13 protein-coding genes are annotated in these 18,554 nt (G+C 71.6%); 6 read left to right on the forward strand and 7 right to left on the reverse strand.

The features are described from left to right. Nucleotides 1-154: 154 nt before the first annotated feature. The 3 genes from OG562_RS21720 to OG562_RS21730 are packed head-to-tail and all read left to right on the forward strand — an operon-like array spanning nt 155 to nt 3,455. The gene (locus tag OG562_RS21720) at nt 155-757 is read left to right on the forward strand and encodes a DUF4956 domain-containing protein (RefSeq protein WP_266400269.1); all 603 of its coding nucleotides are present in this window, start codon (nt 155-157) and stop codon (nt 755-757) included. Then, nucleotides 754-1,548 carry a VTC domain-containing protein gene (locus OG562_RS21725; protein ID WP_266400271.1) on the forward strand — a complete coding sequence of 265 codons (795 nt, stop codon included), beginning with the start codon at nt 754-756 and terminating at the stop codon, nt 1,546-1,548. Before OG562_RS21720 ends, OG562_RS21725 begins: the two co-directional genes overlap by 4 nt. Continuing rightward, nucleotides 1,545-3,455, forward strand: a complete 1,911-nt coding sequence (locus OG562_RS21730) for a carbohydrate-binding domain-containing protein (RefSeq protein ID WP_266400272.1) — start codon at nt 1,545-1,547, stop codon at nt 3,453-3,455. Before OG562_RS21725 ends, OG562_RS21730 begins: the two co-directional genes overlap by 4 nt. A 67-nt stretch (nt 3,456-3,522) precedes the next feature. On the opposite strand, the gene OG562_RS21735 is transcribed toward OG562_RS21730, so the two are convergent. Continuing rightward, on the reverse strand, nt 3,523-5,988 hold the full coding sequence (locus tag OG562_RS21735; protein ID WP_266400274.1) for an FG-GAP-like repeat-containing protein: 2,466 nt from the start codon (nt 5,986-5,988) through the stop codon (nt 3,523-3,525). Nucleotides 5,989-6,195: 207 nt separating this feature from the next. Between OG562_RS21735 and OG562_RS21740 the strand changes: the two genes are divergently transcribed. Continuing rightward, complete coding sequence (locus OG562_RS21740) at nt 6,196-7,539, forward strand: polysaccharide lyase family 1 protein (protein ID WP_323187543.1); 1,344 nt, start codon at nt 6,196-6,198, stop codon at nt 7,537-7,539. A gap of 20 nt (nt 7,540-7,559) precedes the next feature. Here OG562_RS21740 and OG562_RS21745 read toward each other — a convergent pair whose 3' ends face one another. From OG562_RS21745 to OG562_RS21755, 3 genes are all read right to left on the reverse strand, one after another. After that, on the reverse strand, nt 7,560-9,539 hold the full coding sequence (locus OG562_RS21745) for a pentapeptide repeat-containing protein (protein ID WP_266400277.1): 1,980 nt from the start codon (nt 9,537-9,539) through the stop codon (nt 7,560-7,562). Nucleotides 9,540-9,602: 63 nt separating this feature from the next. Then, entirely contained in the window at nt 9,603-11,333 is a 1,731-nt protein-coding gene (gene metG, locus OG562_RS21750; protein ID WP_266400279.1) for a methionine--tRNA ligase, read from the reverse strand. Nucleotides 11,334-11,493: 160 nt separating this feature from the next. Further along, the gene (locus OG562_RS21755; protein ID WP_266400282.1) at nt 11,494-13,626 is read right to left on the reverse strand and encodes a VWA domain-containing protein; all 2,133 of its coding nucleotides are present in this window, start codon (nt 13,624-13,626) and stop codon (nt 11,494-11,496) included. A 428-nt stretch (nt 13,627-14,054) separates the two neighbouring features. Between OG562_RS21755 and OG562_RS21760 the strand changes: the two genes are divergently transcribed. Further along, nucleotides 14,055-16,163 (forward strand): PhoX family phosphatase, encoded by a 2,109-nt coding sequence (locus tag OG562_RS21760; protein WP_266400284.1) that lies wholly within the window; start codon nt 14,055-14,057, stop codon nt 16,161-16,163. 29 nt (nt 16,164-16,192) lie between these two features. Here OG562_RS21760 and OG562_RS21765 read toward each other — a convergent pair whose 3' ends face one another. The 3 genes from OG562_RS21765 to OG562_RS21775 form a co-directional block, all read right to left on the reverse strand. After that, nucleotides 16,193-17,212, reverse strand: coding sequence for an endonuclease/exonuclease/phosphatase family protein (locus OG562_RS21765; protein ID WP_266400287.1), 1,020 nt, complete (start codon nt 17,210-17,212; stop codon nt 16,193-16,195). Continuing rightward, nucleotides 17,157-17,501 (reverse strand): hypothetical protein, encoded by a 345-nt coding sequence (locus OG562_RS21770; protein WP_266400289.1) that lies wholly within the window; start codon nt 17,499-17,501, stop codon nt 17,157-17,159. Before OG562_RS21770 ends, OG562_RS21765 begins: the two co-directional genes overlap by 56 nt. 85 nt (nt 17,502-17,586) lie before the next feature. Then, nucleotides 17,587-18,027, reverse strand: coding sequence for a MarR family winged helix-turn-helix transcriptional regulator (locus OG562_RS21775; RefSeq protein ID WP_266400291.1), 441 nt, complete (start codon nt 18,025-18,027; stop codon nt 17,587-17,589). Between the two features lie 95 nt (nt 18,028-18,122). Here OG562_RS21775 and OG562_RS21780 point away from each other — a divergent pair, with 95 nt between their 5' ends. Continuing rightward, on the forward strand, nt 18,123-18,536 hold the full coding sequence (locus OG562_RS21780) for a nuclear transport factor 2 family protein (protein WP_266400292.1): 414 nt from the start codon (nt 18,123-18,125) through the stop codon (nt 18,534-18,536). Nucleotides 18,537-18,554 lie beyond the last annotated feature (18 nt).

The raw sequence follows: 18,554 nt of genomic DNA on the forward strand, positions 1-18,554 counted from the left end.
AAGTGAGCGGACTTTATCAGTCGATTTGATCTTGTCGCTTCGTCAAGCGCCCTGCGCGAAAGGTCTGTTAACCGCCAAGACTTTCTCTGTACTTCTCAAAGTCGCTTAAGGATTCCCCCAGGCCGCTCACAGGCGCTCGCCCGATGGTCGTGTCATGAGCACCCAACCGGTCCTCGTGGCCACGGACCTCGTCGCCATCTCCGTGCTGGCCTTCGCCGTCTACTTCCCTCGCCACCACCGCCGCGACCTGATCACCGCGTTCCTCGGCATCAACGTCGGCGTGCTCGCCGTGGCGATGACGTTGAGCAGCGCGTCGGTGGGGATCGGGCTGGGGATGGGCCTGTTCGGGGTGTTGTCGATCATCCGGCTGCGGTCCTACGAGATCGCGCAGCACGAGATCGCCTACTACTTCTCGGCGCTCGCCATCGGCCTGCTCAACGGCATCCCCGAAGGCACCTCCGTCCTGCCGATCTCGCTGACGGCGCTGATCGTCGGCACGCTGTACGTCGCCGACCATCCGCGGCTCTTCGCCCGGCACCGCACGCGCAGCCTCCGGCTCGACTCCGCGTACACCGACGAGACCGCCCTGCGCGCATACCTCGAAGGACTGCTCGGCGGGCGGGTGGTGAACCTGTCCGTCAAGAGCATCGACCTCGTCAACGACACCACCCAGGTCGAAGTTCGGTACGTGGCACACACCAGATCGCCCCTGCCGTCGGACGCCGAGCCCGTACGGCGACCCGGGGTGCCCGCGTGAGCGCGCTCGACTCCGTCGGCGTCGCCGTCGGCGCGCTGCGGCCCGTCGGGCTCGACGAACTCGTCGCCCGCGCCGAGCTGCTGACCCGCCTCGACCGCAAGTACGTCCTCCCGCTCGCCGACCTGCCCTTCGTCCTGGGCGGCCTCGACACGGACGTACGCGTCCTGGAGATCGACGGGCAACGGGACTTCGGCTACCGCTCCCTCTACCTCGACACCCCCGGCCTCGACGCCTACCTGGGCGCGGCCCGCGGCCGCCGGCGCCGCTTCAAGGTGCGGATCCGCAGCTACCTCGACTCCGGGCTCGACTTCCTGGAGGTGAAGACACGGGGGCCGCGCGGGACGACCGTCAAGCACCGCATCCCGTACGAGAGGGAAGGGCATCCGTTTCTCGACGGCCCCTCCCGGGCCTACGTCGACACCGTCCTCGCCGGCGCCGGCATCGACTCCCGCCGCTTCCGTTTCGGGCCCGTGCTGACGACGACGTACCGCCGTACGACCCTGCTGCTCCCCGACGACGGGAGCCGGCTGACCGTCGACACCGGGCTGGTCTGGAGCCTGCCCGACGGCCGCAGAGCGCTGGCCACGTCCGACCGGGCCGTCGTCGAGACGAAGGCCGGGCGGGCCGGGTGCGGCGCCGACCGGCTGCTGTGGTCGCTCGGGCACCGGCCCTGCACGGTCTCGAAGTACGGCACCGGGCTCGCCGCCCTGCGCCCCGAACTCCCCGCCCACCGCTGGCTGCCGGTCCTCAGGCGCCACTTCCCCACCGCCCTCGACGGGAGCCCTGTATGAGCAGCAGCAGTAAGAGGAGAAGGCGAGGAACGGTGCGGGCAGGACTGCGGTACCGGGCCGCCTACGCCCTTGCCTCCGCCGCCCTTGCCTCCGCCGCGCTCGCCGGGTGCTCGTCCGGCGGGGACGGCGAAGCCGACAGCGGTTCCGCGTCGGCGAGTTCGGGGTCGAGCGCCGCGCCCGACGTGGACGGCACGCAGAGCGCCGCCGCCGTGCTGGCCGCCGACAAGGAGGTCCACGCGGCGGAGGGCGAAACCGAGTGGGACGCGTCCGACGACGCCGTGGACATCGCGCTCGACGGCGACTCGGCCTCCGTGGACGGGGAGGGGGCCGAGGCCGACGGGGCGACGGTCACCGTCACCGCCGGCGGCACCTACCGGCTCAGCGGCACCCTGTCCGACGGCCGGATCGTCGTCGACGCGCCCGACGCGACCGTGAAGCTCGTCCTCGACGGGGCGAAGATCTCCAGCGCCGACGGCTCCGCCATCGCGGCCACCGCCGTGGACCGGCTCGTCGTCGTCCTCGCCGACGGGAGTGTGAACGCCCTCTCCGACGCCGACTCCTACGCCGACGACGCCGAGGTGAACGCCGCCCTGTTCAGCGCCGGTGACCTGACCGTCGGGGGCGCCGGCGCGCTCACCGTGCGCGGCAACGGCAACGACGGGATCGCCAGCAAGGACGGCCTGGTCATCGCCTGCGGAACGGTGACCGTGACGGCCGCCGACGACGGCATCCGGGGCAAGGACTATCTCGTCGTCCAGGACGGGAAGGTCACCGTCACGGCCGGCGGCGACGGACTCAAGGCCGACAACGAGGACGACGAGGACGCCGGTTACGTGTCCGTCGCGGGCGGGGCCGTCGACCTCACCGCCGAGGGCGACGGCGTCGACGCGGCGACCGACCTCGTCGTCACGGGCGGACGGCTGACCGTCGGCAGCGGCGGCGGCAGCGGCACGCAGCCCTCGGACGACAACGACGACACGTCCGCGAAGGGTCTGAAGGCCGGCGTCATCAGCGTCCTGGCGGGCGGCACGATCGCGGTCGACGCCTCCGACGACGCCGTGCACAGCGACGGCGCCGTCCACTTCGCCGGGGCCACGGTGACCGCCGCGAGCGGCGACGACGGGGTGCACGCGGAGGGCCAACTCGTGGTCGACAAGGGCACCTTGAAGGTGACGTCCGCGGTCGAGGGGCTGGAGGGCTTCGACATCGTCGTCAACGGCGGCTCGGTCTCGGTCGTCTCCAGCGACGACGGCGTCAACGCGTCCGGAAACAGCGGGACTTCCGAAGACGGAGGCGGAGGCGGAGGCTTCGGCGGCGGAGGAGGCGGCGGGGAGAGCGTCGGCGACTACCAGCTCACCGTCACCGGCGGCACCCTGCTCATCGACTCCGAGGGCGACGGCCTCGACTCCAACGGCACCGCCGAGATCACCGGCGGCACGGTCGTCGTCAACGGCCCCCAGCAGGGCGGCAACGGCGCCCTCGACGTCAACGGCGACTTCACCGTGAGCGGCGGCGCCCTGCTCGCCTCCGGCAGCTCCGGCATGGTCGTCGCCCCCGACGAGGACTCCGCGCAGGGCTGGCTGTCGGCGACCCTCGACTCCTCCGTGCCGGCGGGCACGACCCTGCACATCGTCGACGCCGACGGCGAGGTCGTCGCCACGTACGTCACGTCCAAGCAGATCCAGAACGTCGTCTACTCGTCGTCCGCGATCAAGAGCGGCAAGGAGTACCGCGTCTACTCCGGCGGCAAGGCGGCGGGCGCCGACGGCCTGGGCGGGCTCTCCGCGAAGCCGGGCACGCTCGGCTCGGCGCAGGAGATCGCGACGGTGACGGCGGGGGACGCGCCGGAGGGCGGAGGCTTCGGCGGAGGAGGCGGCGGCGGAGGCCCGGGCGGGGGCCGCAGCTAGCGAACGCCCCCCCGCCCCCCGCCCGCCTGCCTGTCTGCCCACCTGCCTGTCTGCCTGTCTGCCTACATCAGAACAGCCCCTTGTAACGGCCGAAGCCGCCGCCGATCTTGACCCTGCTGCCGTACGACCCCTTGCCGGTGCCGGACTGGCGGTAGAGGTTGCCCGCGGTGTCCCGCGCGATCAGGTCGGTCTTCCCGTCCCCGCTGACGTCCCCGACCCCGACCACCACGTTGTACGAGGAGCCCCAGTTGGAGAAGATCTTCGCCCGCGCGGAGAAGGCGCCGTTTCCCTTGCCGTAGTACCGGTACAGGTTGTTGGACTTGTCCTGGGCGATGAGGTCGCCGATCCCGTCGCCGTTCAGGTCCCCGGCGCCGACGACCTTCTTGTACGTCCTCCAGTCGGCGTACAGCTTCACGCGCGCGGACAGCGTGGCGGTGCTCGTGCCCTTGTAGAGGTACACCGCGCCGGTGGCGGCGTTGCGGGCGATCAGGTCGGGGCGGCCGTCCTTGGTCACGTCACCGGGGTAGGTGAGGACGTCGTACTGCTTCCAGCCGGTCGTGGAGATCGTCTTGTACGTCGTCGTGGGCTTCGGCGCGGTCCCGCAGGCCGGCCGGTACGCGCGCAGGGCGTCGCCGACGCGGACGAGGACGTCGTTGCAGCGCTCGCCGTTGAGGTCGCCGAACGGCACCGCCTTGACGCTCGTCGACCAGCCCGCGGCCGACGCGCCCGTCTCGAGGTCGCCGTTGCCGGTGCCGAGATCCCACTGGAGCCTGCCCGAGGCGTCGAGCTGGAGCAGGTCGCCGAGGCCGTCCGGGGTGACGTCGTGGCCGCCGAAGTCACGGAAGGCCGGGCTGCCGCCGGTCACCGTCACGGTGCCGGTCCCGAAGCTCGCCGCGGTGCCGGAGCCCCACTGGACGGCTTTCAGCGTCCAGGTCAGCCTGCCGTCGACGGTCACCGCGCCGGTGCTCGTGCGGCCGTTCCAGACCGGGGCGACGGTGGTGGAGCCGGTCGTGGGGTCGGCGGCGCCGGTGAGGGTGCGCACGGTCCTGCCCGCGACGTCCGTGAGGGTGAGCGTCCAGGAGGCGACGGCGGAGTTCGTCGTCCAGGTCGGCTTCCACGCGGCGCTGGAGGACGTGGTGCCCTTGAGGGGCACGGTGGCCGGGACCGTCTTGTCCGTCACCTTCAGCGTGGGCCAGACGGTGCGGGAGGCGGCCACGGCTCTGCCGACCGCGGTGCTGGTCGACGAGCCCCACACGGCGGTGGCGGCGCCCGCGGTGTTCGCCGCGATCTCGCCGTGCACCGTGTCGCCGCGGCCCACCCGCCGGGGGGACGTCCACTCCCCGTCGACCAGGGTGGCCTCCCACAGGATGTCGGACTGCGTCGCGGCGTCGAGCTCCGGCCACAGCACATGGACCGAGCCGTCCGCGGCGATGGCGGCGTCGGTGGTGTACTGCGCGGACCCGACGGACAGGGTCCTCGTCGCCGACCACACGCCGGTGGCGCCGTCGAACGTGGTGGTCCGCATGCTCTTGGCGCTCGTGGCCCCGTCGAACCAGACGAGGGTGACATCGCCGTCGGGCCCGACCAGCGGCTCCGGAGTCGTGGAGGGATCGCCCACGGCGGACGCGGCGGTCGTCGGCTCGCTCCACGCGGAGGCCGCGTCGGCGCGCCGCATGGTCTGGAAGGCGCCGTCCAGGTCCTGCCACACCAGATGGACCGAGCCGTCCGGGGCGGAGGCCAGCGTGGGCAACTCTCTGGAAGCGCTGATCAGCTGCGGGGTCGGCCAGGTGGAGGCGCCGAGGGGCCGGGCGTTGGTCATCACCCGGTAGGTCTCGTCCACCTTCATCCAGTACGACACGACGAGCCCGCCCTGCCCGTCGTAGGCGATCTGCGGCTGCGCGACGACCCCGTAACCGGAGACGCCCGCGTAGACGGCGGCGTTGCTGACCTGCGCCGGTGCGGACCAGCTGTCGTCCGCGGTCAGGGTGGCGGCGTAGGCCTCACTCCGGCCGGTCCGCCACACTCTTTGCCGCCACACGGCGGCGACCGTCCCGCCGGGCCCCACGGCGAGGTCGGGATACTCGAACGACGTGCTGCCGTCCGCGGCGATCACCTTGGGCTGTGACCAGGCCGACTGTCCGGCGCCCAGGGTGGCGGAGGCGATCTGCTCGGTGGTGGTCCACAGCGCGGCGACCGATCCGTCCGGCCGTGCCGCGAGGCGCGCCTCGTCGATCGTGTCGGCGAGCCAGACCTTGGCGCTCCAGGCGTCGCTGTTCGCGGGGCGGGTGGCCGCGTAGAGGTCGCCGCTGGGGTACTCGGTCCAGACGGCCACGGCGGTGCCGTCCTGGGTGACGACGAGGTCCCGGACCTCGGCCTGCGCGGAGCTGAGCGCCACCTGGCCGGCCCACGGCGGCAGCACGGTCGCGGCGGCGGCCGGAGCGGCCGGGAGCACGGCGCCCGCGAGGACGAGCGAGACGGTGACGAGTGCGGTGGCCGCGGCGCGGCGGCGCGGCGGCAGCGCTGATCTGCCCATGTGTGTGGATTCCCCTCCCCGTAGGGGCATTCGCCCCCCAAAGGGCACCCTAAGCGGCGGGTGAGGGAATAGTGAAGGCGTTCGATCGCGTGTGATCGTGTGGTGGAAGGGGCCGGCGAAAAAATTCTCGACTCGCGGCAACTCTTCACGGACCGGTGACCACTGACGGGTTGTAAGGCTTGTTCGACAGACCCGTAAGGATCCCCCGTGGCAGCTCCCTCCCACCGCCGGTCCCTCCGCACGCGCCGTGCCCTCGTCGTCTCCGCCGCCGTCGCGGCGGCCGGCGTCGGCGCCGGCGTCATCGTGCTGAACGCCAACGCCGGGACCGTCGACCTGTACCACCAGACCCTCGCCGCCAAGGACGGCTGGGCCTCCTCCGGCACGGGCACGACCGGTGGCACGAAGGCCGACGCCGCGCACACCTTCACCGTCTCCACCCGCGCCCAGCTCGTGAAGGCGCTGGGCTCGACGTCCGACACCACGCCCCGGATCATCAAGGTCAAGGGCACGATCGACGCCAACACCGACGACGCGGGCAAGAAGCTGACCTGCGCGGACTACGCCTCGGGCACCGGCTACTCGCTCTCGGCGTACCTGAAGGCGTACGCCCCCTCCTCCTACGGCACCTCCAAGCTGCCCTCCGGCACCCAGGAGAAGGCCCGCGCCGCCGCCCAGACCAAGCAGGGCAAGAACATCGTCTTCAAGGTGCCGGCCAACACCAGCATCGTGGGCGTGCCCGGCACCAACGCCGGCATCTCCGGCGGCATGCTCCAGATCCAGAGCGTGGACAACGTCATCGTCCGCAACCTGACCTTCGCCGGCGCCGAGGACTGCTTCCCGCAGTGGGACCCGACCGACGGCGACGACGGCAACTGGAACTCCAACTACGACGCGGTCACCCTGCGCGGCGCCACCCACGTCTGGGCGGACCACAACACCTTCACCGACGCGGCGCACTTCGACAGCGCCAACCCGAAGTACTACGGCCGCGAGTACCAGATCCACGACGGCGAACTCGACATCACCAAGAGCTCCGACCTGGTGACCGTCTCCCGCAACCAGTTCACCAACCACGACAAGACCATGCTGATCGGCAGCAGCGACAGCGAGCCCAGCGGCAAGCTGCGCGTCTCCATCCACCACAACATCTGGAAGGGCATCGTCCAGCGCGCCCCGCTGACGCGTGTCGGCCAGGTCCACATCTACAACAACTACTACGACGTCACGACCCTCAACGGCTACGCGACGCAGTACAGCATCAACTCCCGCGCCAAGGCCCAGGTCGTCGCCGAGGACAACTACTGGAAGGTCCCGACGGGCGCGAAGGTCGCCAAGCTGCTGAGCGGCGACGGCACCGGCTCCATCAAGGGCTCCGGCAACCTCGTCAACGGCACGGCCACCGACGTCGTCGCCGCGTACAACGCGGCTTCGTCGAAGAAGCTGAAGACGACGGTCAACTGGACCCCGACCCTGACGGCGGGCCTGGAGACGTCGGCGAAGAACCTGCCCACGTCGCTGGCGACGACGACGGGCGCCGGAGTGCTGTCCTAGCCAGGACCTGTCGGCTGCGCTCACCAGCCGGCGGCCGTGGCGCGGTCGACGCCGTCGAGTCGTGCGCCGGTCAGGTCGGCGTCGGTGAAGTCCGCGTCGGTGACGTTCGCCGCGGGGTGCGTGTCGTCCTTGCCGAGGTCGGCGCCCTGGAGCGACGCGCGCGTCAGGTCGGCTCCGGTCAGGATCGCGCCGGTCAGGTCGGCCTCGACGAGATTGGTGACGGAGCCGTCATCGCCGGGCGGGGCCTGCGCGCCGGCGAGGACGGCTCCCGTGAGGTCCGCGGAGTAGAACTGCGCGCCGTCCAGCCAGGCGCCGGTGAGATCGGTCCCGATGAACTCGGCGTCGGTGAAGCTTCCGGAGCTGAGCAGGGCGCCGTCCATCCGGCCGTCGCTGAACCAGACGTAGTCGAACCGGCCTTCCCGCAGGTCGGCCCGGCTCAGATCGGAGCCCCGCAGGTCCGCGTCGGTGAAGTCCAGGGTGGCGAGGTCGGCGCCCACCAGGAAGGTGTCCCGCAGGTTGATGTACGGCTCCCCGTCCACCGTCTGGGTGCGGGAGCCGAGGACGTCGAGGGCGGCCTGGACGTCCTCGGCCGGCCGGGTCTTCGGGTTCTTGCGAAGGCGCTCGGCGGTCGCCGCCTTGGGCGTCTTCGCGTGTTCCCGGACGTAGGCGCTGAGTATCTTGACGATCGCGGGCTGTTCGCTCGGCGTCTCGCGCATGATGCGCTTCAGCGCGTACAGGCTGCTGATCCTGACGTCGACCGAGTCGTCGCCCAGGCCGCCGACGGTGTCGCTGTAGGTGGAGGCCACCTGGTCGCGCCGGGAGAGGCCGAGGGTCTCGTTGGCCTGGCTGATCGTCACGGCGGTGAAGGCGAGGGCCAGCAGGGCCGGAACGGTGGGCATCGCGGTGGCGACCCACATGTAGCGCTGCCAGCGGGTGGCGTCGGCGGGCGGCCCGGCCGCGGCCGGCTGCGGGGGCGTCGGGCCCGGACCCGGACCGGGTCCGGGCGCGGCGACGAGCTGGGCGGGGTCGAGCAGTACGAACCACCGGGAGGCGTCCAGCCGGTCCTGAACGGTGGCCAGCAGGGCTATGAGGCCGGGCAGGGCCGGGGTCCCGTCACGCAGGACCTGCCCCGCCGCCTCGCCCAGGGTCTCGGCCACGCGCGCGGTGTGCGCCCGCAGTTCGGCGCCTCGCTCCACGTCGACCGGCAGACCGTCCTGGGCGAAGTCCCTCAACGCGGCCAGCAGTTCGGCTGTTCGCAGATCGAGGACGGTGGCCTCCGGGGGTACGGCGCGCAGCGCGTCGCGGCAGGCGGCCAGCGCGTCCAGACAGGCGAGCAGGGGCGGCTCCTGCCGCTGCCAGAGGTCGAAACTCTGCCGCGCGGCCCGTCGTATGCGCCACGCGGCGAGCAGGAACGCCGGTGCGAAGCCGAAGAGGAAGCCCGACTGGGCGCCGTTCCACCACGGCCCGGGGGTCGCCTCGCACCCGGTCAGCAGTGACCATGAGGCGCAGGACTCGCTGCCCGGCAGATACCAGCCGTTCGAGCCCAGGTACTGCTGTATGACGGTGTAGGGGCTGGAGATTTCCGCGAGCGGACCGTCGTAGAAGTACGTCCAGACGACCAGCCACGCCGCCAGCAGCAGGCCGGACGCGGCCAGCGTGAACGGGATCGCCCAGCACCAGACCACGCGCCCCGCCGCCAGCACCCGGGCCGAGCGGTCCGCCTCCACCAGACGGCGCAGCAGCCGGTCGGGCGGCGTCGCGCTCACCAGCCCCTGATGCCGGCGCAGCGCCAGGACGACGCGTAAGCGGCGGCGGAGGGCCTCCGTGCGCGGCCGCATGGCACGGCGCGGGACGAAGGCGACGCGCCGGCCCGTGTGACGGTGCGGATCGCCGAAGGCGGCCGCCCTCGCGGCCAGCCGCCAGCCCGACATCAGCGTGGCGTACGCCACCGCCGCGCCCAGGAGAGCGCGTATCCAGTCGGCCCAGGACGTGAAGTCCACCGAGTCAGCCTCCCCCGAGACACGTCTCCTGTACGGCGTTCACCCCATGGTCACGCAGGCCGCTTACGCGGGCGTGCCGCCGAAGCGCTCCTTGTAGTTCTCCAGGTCCTCGTCCGTGAGCTTGGCGAAGAGGACCGGGGGGACGGTGAAGGGGGTGCCGGCGGGGACCGCGGCGAGGGCCCTGGCCTCCTCCGGGGTGACCCAGACCGCCGTGTCGGTCCCCAGCGAGAACGCCTCGCGCATGGTCTTCGCGGTCGCCGGGATGAACGGCTCGGAGACCACCGCGTACAGGTGGATCAGGTTCATCGCGGTGCGCAGGGTGAGGGCCGCGCCCTCCTGGTCGGTCTTGATCTCCAGCCAGGGGGCCTTCTCCTCGAGGTAGGAGTTGCCCGCGGACCACAGGGCGCGCAGGGCGGCGGCCGCCTTGCGGAACTGCAGGGCCTCCAGCTGCGACTCGTACTCGGCGAGGAGCTCGGCGATCTGCTCGCCCAGCTTCGTCTCCGCCTCGCCCGCCGCCGAACCCGCCGGGACCTCGTCGCCGAAGCGCTTCTTCGAGAACGACAGGACGCGGTTGACGAAGTTGCCGAGGGTGTCGGCGAGGTCCTTGTTCACCGTGGCCGTGAAGTGCTCCCAGGTGAAGGACGAGTCGTCCGACTCGGGCGCGTTGGCGATGAGGAAGTAGCGCCAGTAGTCGGCCGGGAGGATGTCCAGGGCCTGGTCGGTGAAGACGCCGCGCTTCTGGGACGTGGAGAACTTCCCGCCGTAGTACGTCAGCCAGTTGAAGGCCTTGACGTAGTCGACCTTCTTCCACGGCTCGCGCACGCCGAGTTCGGTGGCCGGGAACATCACCGTGTGGAACGGGACGTTGTCCTTGGCCATGAACTCCGTGTAGCGCACGGGGTTCTCACCGGAGTCGGCCTCGTACCACCACGACTTCCAGTCCCGCGTCTCACCGGCGGGGGCCGCGTCCGACCACTCCTTCGTCGCCGCGATGTACTCGATCGGGGCGTCGAACCAGACGTAGAAGACCTTGCCCTCCGCCGCCAGCTCCGGCCAGGTGTCGGCGGGGACCGGGACGCCCCAGTCCAGGTCGCGGGTGATGGAGCGGTCGTGCAGGCCCTCGGTCAGCCACTTGCGGGCGATGGAGGACGCCAGCTGCGGCCAGTCGGCCTCGTGGCGGGAGACCCACTCCTCGACCTCGTGCTGGAGCTTCGACTGGAGGAGGAAGAGGTGCTTGGTCTCCCGCACCTCCAGGTCCGTGGAGCCCGAGATCGCGGAACGCGGGTTGATGAGGTCCGTCGGGTCGAGGACGCGGGTGCAGTTCTCGCACTGGTCGCCGCGGGCCTTGTCGTAGCCGCAGTGCGGGCAGGTGCCCTCGACGTAGCGGTCCGGGAGGAAGCGCTCGTCGGCGGGGCTGTAGACCTGACGGATGGCGCGCTCTTCGATGAAGCCGTTCTCGTGCAGACGGCGGGCGAAGTGCTGGGTGATCTCCACGTTCTGCGGGCTGGAGCTGCGGCCGAAGTAGTCGAACGCCAGCGCGAAGCCGTCGTAGACCGCCTTCTGCGCGTCGTGCGCCTGCGCGCAGAAGTCCGCGACCGGGACGCCCTGCTCCTTGGCGGCGAGCTCGGCGGGGGTGCCGTGCTCGTCCGTCGCGCAGATGTAGAGGACGTCGTGGCCGCGCTGGCGCAGATAGCGGGAGTAGACGTCCGCCGGGAGCATGGACCCCACCATGTTGCCCAGGTGCTTGATCCCGTTGATGTACGGAAGGGCGCTGGTGATGAGGTGTCGAGCCATGGTGGCTGCTCCCGGGTCGGTCGTTCTACGGTCGTTCTACGAATTGCGAACCTTGAAATCGTAGCCGACATGTGTATGCCGCCCGCCTCCCGTTTTACGGGGTGGGAAGCGGGCGGCACGGGGGCCGGGGCCCCGGGGGTACCAGGGGTACCGGGTGGGGCTACGGGCGCCAGTTCGCCAGTACGCCCTCGTAGAGCTCGGCGTCCGTGAGCTCCCGCGGGGTCGGGCCCGCGTGGAAGAAGGACGTGTTGTCGGTCTTCAGCCTGCGGAGGTAGTCGAAGGCCTTGTTGTCGTGCTCGCCGAAGGCGACGAAGGAGAAGAAGACGCCGGGGTGGTTCTTCGCCGCGTCCGTGAGGGACTGGGTGGCGGGCGTCTTCGCGTCCGGAGCGCCGTCCGTCTGGAAGACGACCAGCGCGGGAGCGGCGGCCGAGGCCGACTTCTCGTGGTGCCCGAGCACGGCCTCCACGGCCGCGTGGTAGCTCGTACGACCCATGCGGCCGAGGCCCGCGTGCAGGTCGTCGATCTTGTTCTCGTGGTGGGCGAGGGTCAGCTCGCCGGTGCCGTCGAGTTCCGTCGAGAAGAAGACGACGTGGACGGTGGCCTCGGCGTCGGTCGCGGGGGTCAGGTGGGCGGCCAGGGCGAGGGTCTGCTCGCCGAGGGACTGCGCCGAGCCGTCCTTGTAGTACGGCCGCATGCTCGCGGAGCGGTCCAGGACGAGGTAGACGGAGGCCTTCGTACCGGTGAGGTCGTGCTTGGCGAGGGCGTCGGCGGCGGCGTTGTAGGCGGTGAGGAGGCTCTGCGGCAGCTCGGCCTCGGCTCCGCCCTCGGCGGCTGCCGCTGCGGCTGCGGGGACCGGGACGTCGGCGCCGGCTTCGGCCTCGGCCTCGGCCTCGGGGGCGTCGGCTTCGGCGGTCGGCGGCTCGCTCGCCTCGGCGGCGACCGGCTGCGGCTCCGACTCCGGCTCCTCGGCGGCGGCGGGCTCCGGCTCCGGCTCTTCCGCGGCTTCCGGTTCCGGCGCGGGCGAGGGGACGACCTCGGCCTCCGGTTCGGGGGTGGCCTCGGGCTCGGGCTCCGGGGTGACCTCGGCGACGGGCTCGGGCTGCGCCTCGGGCTCCGGGGTGACCTCGGCGACGGGCTCGGGCTGCGCCTCGGGCTCCGGGGTGACCTCGGCGACGGGCTCGGGCTGCGCCTCGGGCTCCGGGGTGACCTCGGCGACGGGCTCCGGCTCTTCCACCGTCTCCGGCGTCGCCTCGGCCGCAGGCTCGGACGTGGTCTCGGGTTCTGGCCCTCTGGCCTGCTCCTGCGCCTTGGCCGGTTCCTCGGCCTCCGGCTCGGTCGTCGGCTCCGGCTCCGGCTCCGGCTCCGAGGGAGTCTCGGCCGCGGGCTGCGACTCTGCCTCTGCCTCGGCCTCTGCAACGAGCTCCGCCTCCGGCTGCGGCTCCTCGGCGGCAGCCGTCGCCTCCGGCTCGGCTTCCTCGGCAGGCGTCTCAGAGGCAGCGGCCGCTTCGGGCTCGGCCGCCTCGGCGGACGTCTCCTCGGCAGTGGCCGTTTCCGGCTCCTCCGCGGGCTCTTCCGCAGCGTCGGTCGCCTCGGGCGCCGACGGCTCCGCGGACGTCTCCTCGGCAGTGGCCGTCTCCGGCTCCTCCGCCTCGACCGGCGCTTCCTCGGCAGTGGCCGTTTCCGGCTCCTCCGCGGGCTCTTCCGCAGCGTCGGTCGCCTCGGGCGCCGACGGCTCCGCGGACGTCTCCTCGGCAGTGGCCGTCTCCGGCTCCTCCGCCTCGACCGGCGCTTCCTCGGCAGTGGCCGTCTCCGGCTCCTCCGCCTCGACCGGCGCTTCTGCGGCAGCGGGCGTCTCCGGCTCCGCGGCCGGGGTGGCCTCGGCCACCGTTTCCGGCTCCTCGGTCACAGCCTCGGCCTCAGCCGTGACCGCAGCCTCCGCCTTCGCTTCAGCCGAGGACTTCTCCGGCTCTGTCTGGCGGGGCACCGACACATTGTCGAAAGCCGCTGCCACCAGGTCGTGCTCCTCGTCGGCCGCCGTGCGGGGCTCGGGGAGGAGAGCCGAGGCGGTCGGTTCCGGCGACGGGGAAACCGCGGCCGTAGTCGCGGCCGCGGTCGTAGCCGTAGCCGACGGAGAGGGGGAGGAGGCGGACGCAGGCGTCGGCTCCGGGGTCTGGTCCGGTGCCGGCTTTGCCTCCGTCGCCTGCGAAGGAACCCGTTCCGCACCCTCTGCCTCGGCGGTACGCCCCTTGCGTGAGCGGCCGAACGCGTTCCGAAGGCGAGTGAGAATGCCCATGTGCGCAACCCTTCGCGTGAGTTGGTGCCCGTCAATCCCTGGCCAGGACGGACACGTAAGGTTAGCGGCCCCAGGGGGTGATCTTGGGCAGGGGTGAGTAAGGCGAAGCGGGGTGTGTCAACACCGCCTCCGCGCCACTCTCCGCACCACACTCCAGGCCACTCTTCGCGCCACAGTTCACGCCATTCTCCGTGCTCGGCCTGTGCCGCCGCCCGCGCCACTCCCCAGACCGCTCTCCACACCGCCCTCGATACCGCTTTCCGCACGTCACTCCGCACCCCGCCCCCGCACCGCCCCACCCGCTCTCCGACCCCAACACCCCTGTCGCAGCCGGGGATTCACTCCCCGTTCACCCGGCGGCCGCGCGTCCGCACGGGCGGGCACCTAGCGTCACGGTGAGACCAAAGGCACGCAAGGGGAGAGTAAAGGTGCGCAAGCTTCTGCCGCTGATCGGTACGCCGTCGCAGTCCCGTTCCGGGTCCCATCCCGGCGGACGCTCCGCCATGACCTGTCGTTTCCGGTGTGGTGACGCCTGTTTCCACGAGGTGCCCAACACCAGTGACAACGAGTACGTCGGAGACGTCATCGCGGGGGCGATCGGCCGTCGCTCGATGATGCGGGCCGCCGCCGTCGTCACCGTCGCGACCGCCGCAGGCACGGCCGGCGTCGCCGCCGCGCTGCCGGCCGCCGCCGCGACCGGAAAACCGTCCGGGAACGCATCCGGAAAACCGTCCGGAAAACCGTCCGGAAACCAGCAGGCGGCCCGCGGACTGCGCTACTCGTCCGTCGCCCCCAACACCGCCGACGCCGTCACCGTCCCGGACGGCTATCGGCAGAACGTCGTCATCCGCTGGGGCGAGCCCATCCTCCGTGGCGCTCCCGCCTTCGACCCGGAGAACCAGACCGCCGCCGCGCAGGCCGGCCAGTTCGGGTACAACAACGACTTCCTCGCGCTGCTGCCCCTGCCGGGCGAGTGCGACCGGCAGCTCCTCGTCGCCAACCACGAGTACACCGACGAGGTGCTCATGTTCCGCGGCTACGACCCGGCCAACCCCACCCGGCAGCAGGTCGAGGTCGCCTGGGCGGCGCACGGTCTCGCGGCCGTCGTGGTGGAGGAGGACCGCAGGACCGGCAAGCTCACCGCCGTGACCCGGCACCACCTCAACCGTCGGGTCACCGCCACCACCGAGTTCCGGCTCACCGGCCCCGCCGCCGGGTCCGACCTGCTGAAGACCTCCGCCGACCCGACCGGCCGCAAGGTCCTCGGCACGCTCAACAACTGCTCCGGCGGAACCACCCCGTGGGGCACCACGCTGCACGGCGAGGAGAACTTCAACCAGTACTTCGCAGGCGGCAGCCGGGCCACGGACAAGCGGTACGGCATCGGCACCGGCGTCACCGAGCGCAAGTGGGAGCGTTTCGACAAGCGTTTCGACCTCGCCCAGGAGCCGAACGAGGTGCACCGCTTCGGGTACGTGGTCGAGTTCGACCCGTACGACCCGACGTCCACGCCCCGCAAGCACACCGCGCTCGGCCGGTTCAAGCACGAGGCGGCGACCGTGCGGCTGACCGCGGACGACCGCCCGGTCGTCTACACCGGCGACGACGAGCGCTTCGACTACTTCTACAAGTTCGTCGGCAGCAAGCGGATGAAGCACGGTTCCTCGCGGGCCGTCCGTGAGCACAACCTCTCGCTGCTCGACGAGGGCACCCTGTACGTCGCCAGACTCACCGGCGACTCCCCGGCCGCCGAGATCGACGGCGCAGGCAAGCTTCCGGCGGACGGCGAGTTCGACGGCGGCGGCGAGTGGATCCCGCTGGCCACCGCGACGGCGAAGGGCGGCGTCTCGCACGTCGAGGGCATGACCGCCGACGAGGTGTTCGTCTTCACGCGGCTCGCCGGCGACAAGGTGGGCGCGACGAAGATGGACCGCCCCGAGGACATCCAGCCCTCCCCGCAGACCGGCAAGGTCTACGTCGTCCTCACCAACAACAGCAACCGCGGGGTCGGCGCCAACGCCAAGGCGGACGAGGCGAACCCGCGCAACGCCAACAAGCACGGGCACATCCTGGAGCTGACCGAGGGCCGCAACCGGCCGGAGAGCCTGACGTTCGGCTGGTCGCTGTTCCTCGTCGCGGGCGACCCCGACGACCCGGCGACGTACTTCGCGGGCTTCCCGAAGGACGAGGTCAGCCCGATCTCCTGCCCGGACAACGTGGCCTTCGACCCGCACGGCAACCTGTGGATCTCCACCGACGGCAACCAGCTCGGCTCGCACGACGGACTGTTCGGCGTGGCCACGCGCGGTGCGCGGCGCGGTGAGCTGAAGCAGTTCCTGACCGTGCCGACGGGGGCCGAGACCTGCGGTCCGATCGTGCAGGACCGGCGCGTGATCGTCGCCGTGCAGCACCCGGGCGAGATCGACGGCGCGTCCGTGGAGAAGCCGGCGAGCACCTGGCCGGACGGGCCCGGCAGGATCACACGGCCGGCGGTGGTCGCCGTATGGCGGACGGACGGCAAGGACATAGGCGTCTAGGACCTGGCGCTGCTCGTGGATCCCGCCCCTCACCTCTCCTGGTGAAGGGTGAGGTTCACGAGCAGGGCGCGGTGGTCGGTGCCGTCGAGGTGGAGGAAGCGGGCGCGGCTCGCCGCGAACTCCTTGGAGACGAGGACGTGGTCGATCTGCGCGCCGAAGGCGGGGGCGGTGCGGCTCGGCCAGCTGGGCGCGCGGTCGTCGCCGGCCAGGCGGGCCGCGTCGCGCAGACCGGTGTCGAGGATGCGGCGGAAGGCGGCGTGGTCCTGGGAGGCGTTGAAGTCGCCGGCGAGGATCAGCGGGCTGCCGGAGTACCGGGCGGCGAAGTCCCGCAGCCGGCCCAGCTCCCGTTTCCAGAGGGTGACCTGGCGCGGCAACGGCGGCTTGGGGTGCGCGAGCTGGAGCCGCACGGCGTGACCGTCGACGTCGGCCACCGCGCCCGGCATGCCCATGCGGCCGGGGACGACGGCGGCGGACGTCAGCGGGAAGCGGCTGAGGACGATCGAGCCGACCGAGGTGTCGCCGGGGACGGCCTGCCGGTACGGGTAGCGGGCCCCGACCTCCCGTCGTAGCGCCGCCTGGCAGGTGTACTCGCACTCCTCCACGAACACGATGTCCGGTCGCTCGCGCCGGATCACCGGGATCAGGGCGTCGGTCGCCCAGCCGAACTCGACGTTGGAGGTGAGCACCCGCAGGCCGGCGACCGCGGGCCCGGCGGGCTCCTCGCTGGGGCCGTACGGCCCGACGAACCAGGCGAGCAGTCCGAGCACCGCCACGGCCCACGCCACCCCGGTCCACCACCGCGCCAGCAGGGCCAGCGACAGCCCGACCCCCGCGGGCACGACCAGCCACGGCAGAAACGCCAGCAACTGCGGTACGGGAGTGATCGCGTCGGTGTCCCCGGCACGGCACCCGACGATCACGCTCGCGCCCGTGAGCAGCGCCCCCGCGCACCAGGCGGCCACCCTCCGCCCGTGCCACCGCCGCCGAGGCGGGTCAGCGGAACTCGCGGACGACCTCGATGCGTCCCACGATGTGCGCGTTGAACTCATCCAGCTCCTCCGCCGGCACCCAGAGCTCCAGGATGGTCTCTCCACCGGCCTGCCGCACCGGATACCGCTCCAGGAACTCCGAGTCGACCTCGAAGCGGGTGACATAGCCGCATCCGGAGGCGGGCACGTTCCAGTCCCGCGCGATGCGCACGGCGTAGTCCTCGTTCAGCACCGGATAGAAAATCGGCTGTTCAGGGAGGCGCGGCGGCCAGGCCGTCCACCCGGAGGCCTCCACCAGCGCCAACTCCTCGGGACCCGTCGGTCGCCACAGGGTCGTCGTCTCGCTCACGGAGCGACGGTAGAGGGGGGAGGGGCGTGCCGGCCAAGGGTTTGCGGGGCGAGGCGGCGTCACGGTTCGTGCCGTACTGCGGCGGTCATTCCGGTTCGTGCTGGGCGAGAACTCGGCTGAGCAGGCGGGTCAGGGTCTGTCGGTCTTCGGGCGACAGCGGTTTGAGCAGGTCGTCCTGCACCTGGTCGAGCACTCCGTCCATGCGCCGCAGCTGCCCGGCACCGCCCCCCGTGAGCGTCACCCTGTTGCGCCGTCCATGGTCCGGGTCCGGCGCCCGGTCGACGAAGCCCTGCTCGACCAGTTCGTTGACGGCCGCCACGATGTCGCTGCGGTCGATGCGGCACCGGCGGCCGAGCTCCGCCTGGCTCGCGGGCCCGAACTCGTGCAGTGCCGCCAGGATGCGGTAGTGGTACCCGCGCGCTCCGGCGGCGGTGAAGCCGTCGAACGCCAGCCGGCGGGCGTGCACGGCCAGCTGGGTGATCAGCCAGCTCGGCTTCACCGCCAGGCGCTCGGGGATCTCGTCCATGGCGACCACTCTATCGGCAGGAGTGTTGGCAAGACCAACACTCCACCCATAGTGTTGGTCTCTCCAATGTTGGAGAAACCATCAAAGGAGTCGTCGTGTCCGCTGCTTCCCAGACCATCGACCGAGCCGAGATCGCCGACCTGTTCGCCCGCCTGGCCAACCTGCTGGACGAGTGCCGCCACGAAGACGCCGCCACCGTCTATCACCACGACATCGTGGTGCACTCGCCGCGGGGCGGTGAGCTGCACGGCCTCGACGAGGTGACTGCCTTTCTGAAGCGAAGCCCGGTCGAGGGGGAGCGCACGCAACACGTGCACGGGGACGTGCTGGTGGACGTCGACGGTGATCGTGCGAAGGCCACCGCGAACCAACTCGTGTACTTCTACCGCGACGGTGAGGCGCCCCATCGGACGAGCGGCCTGCGCACCGCCTGCACCGCCGTGCGGACCCCGGCGGGCTGGCGATTCGGCGACATGCGGATCACGCTCGCCTGGATACAGGAGAAGTGACGCGGTCCTCCTTCCGCC

This window comes from Streptomyces sp. NBC_01275 (assembly GCF_026340655.1).
Lineage (GTDB): Bacteria > Actinomycetota > Actinomycetes > Streptomycetales > Streptomycetaceae > Streptomyces.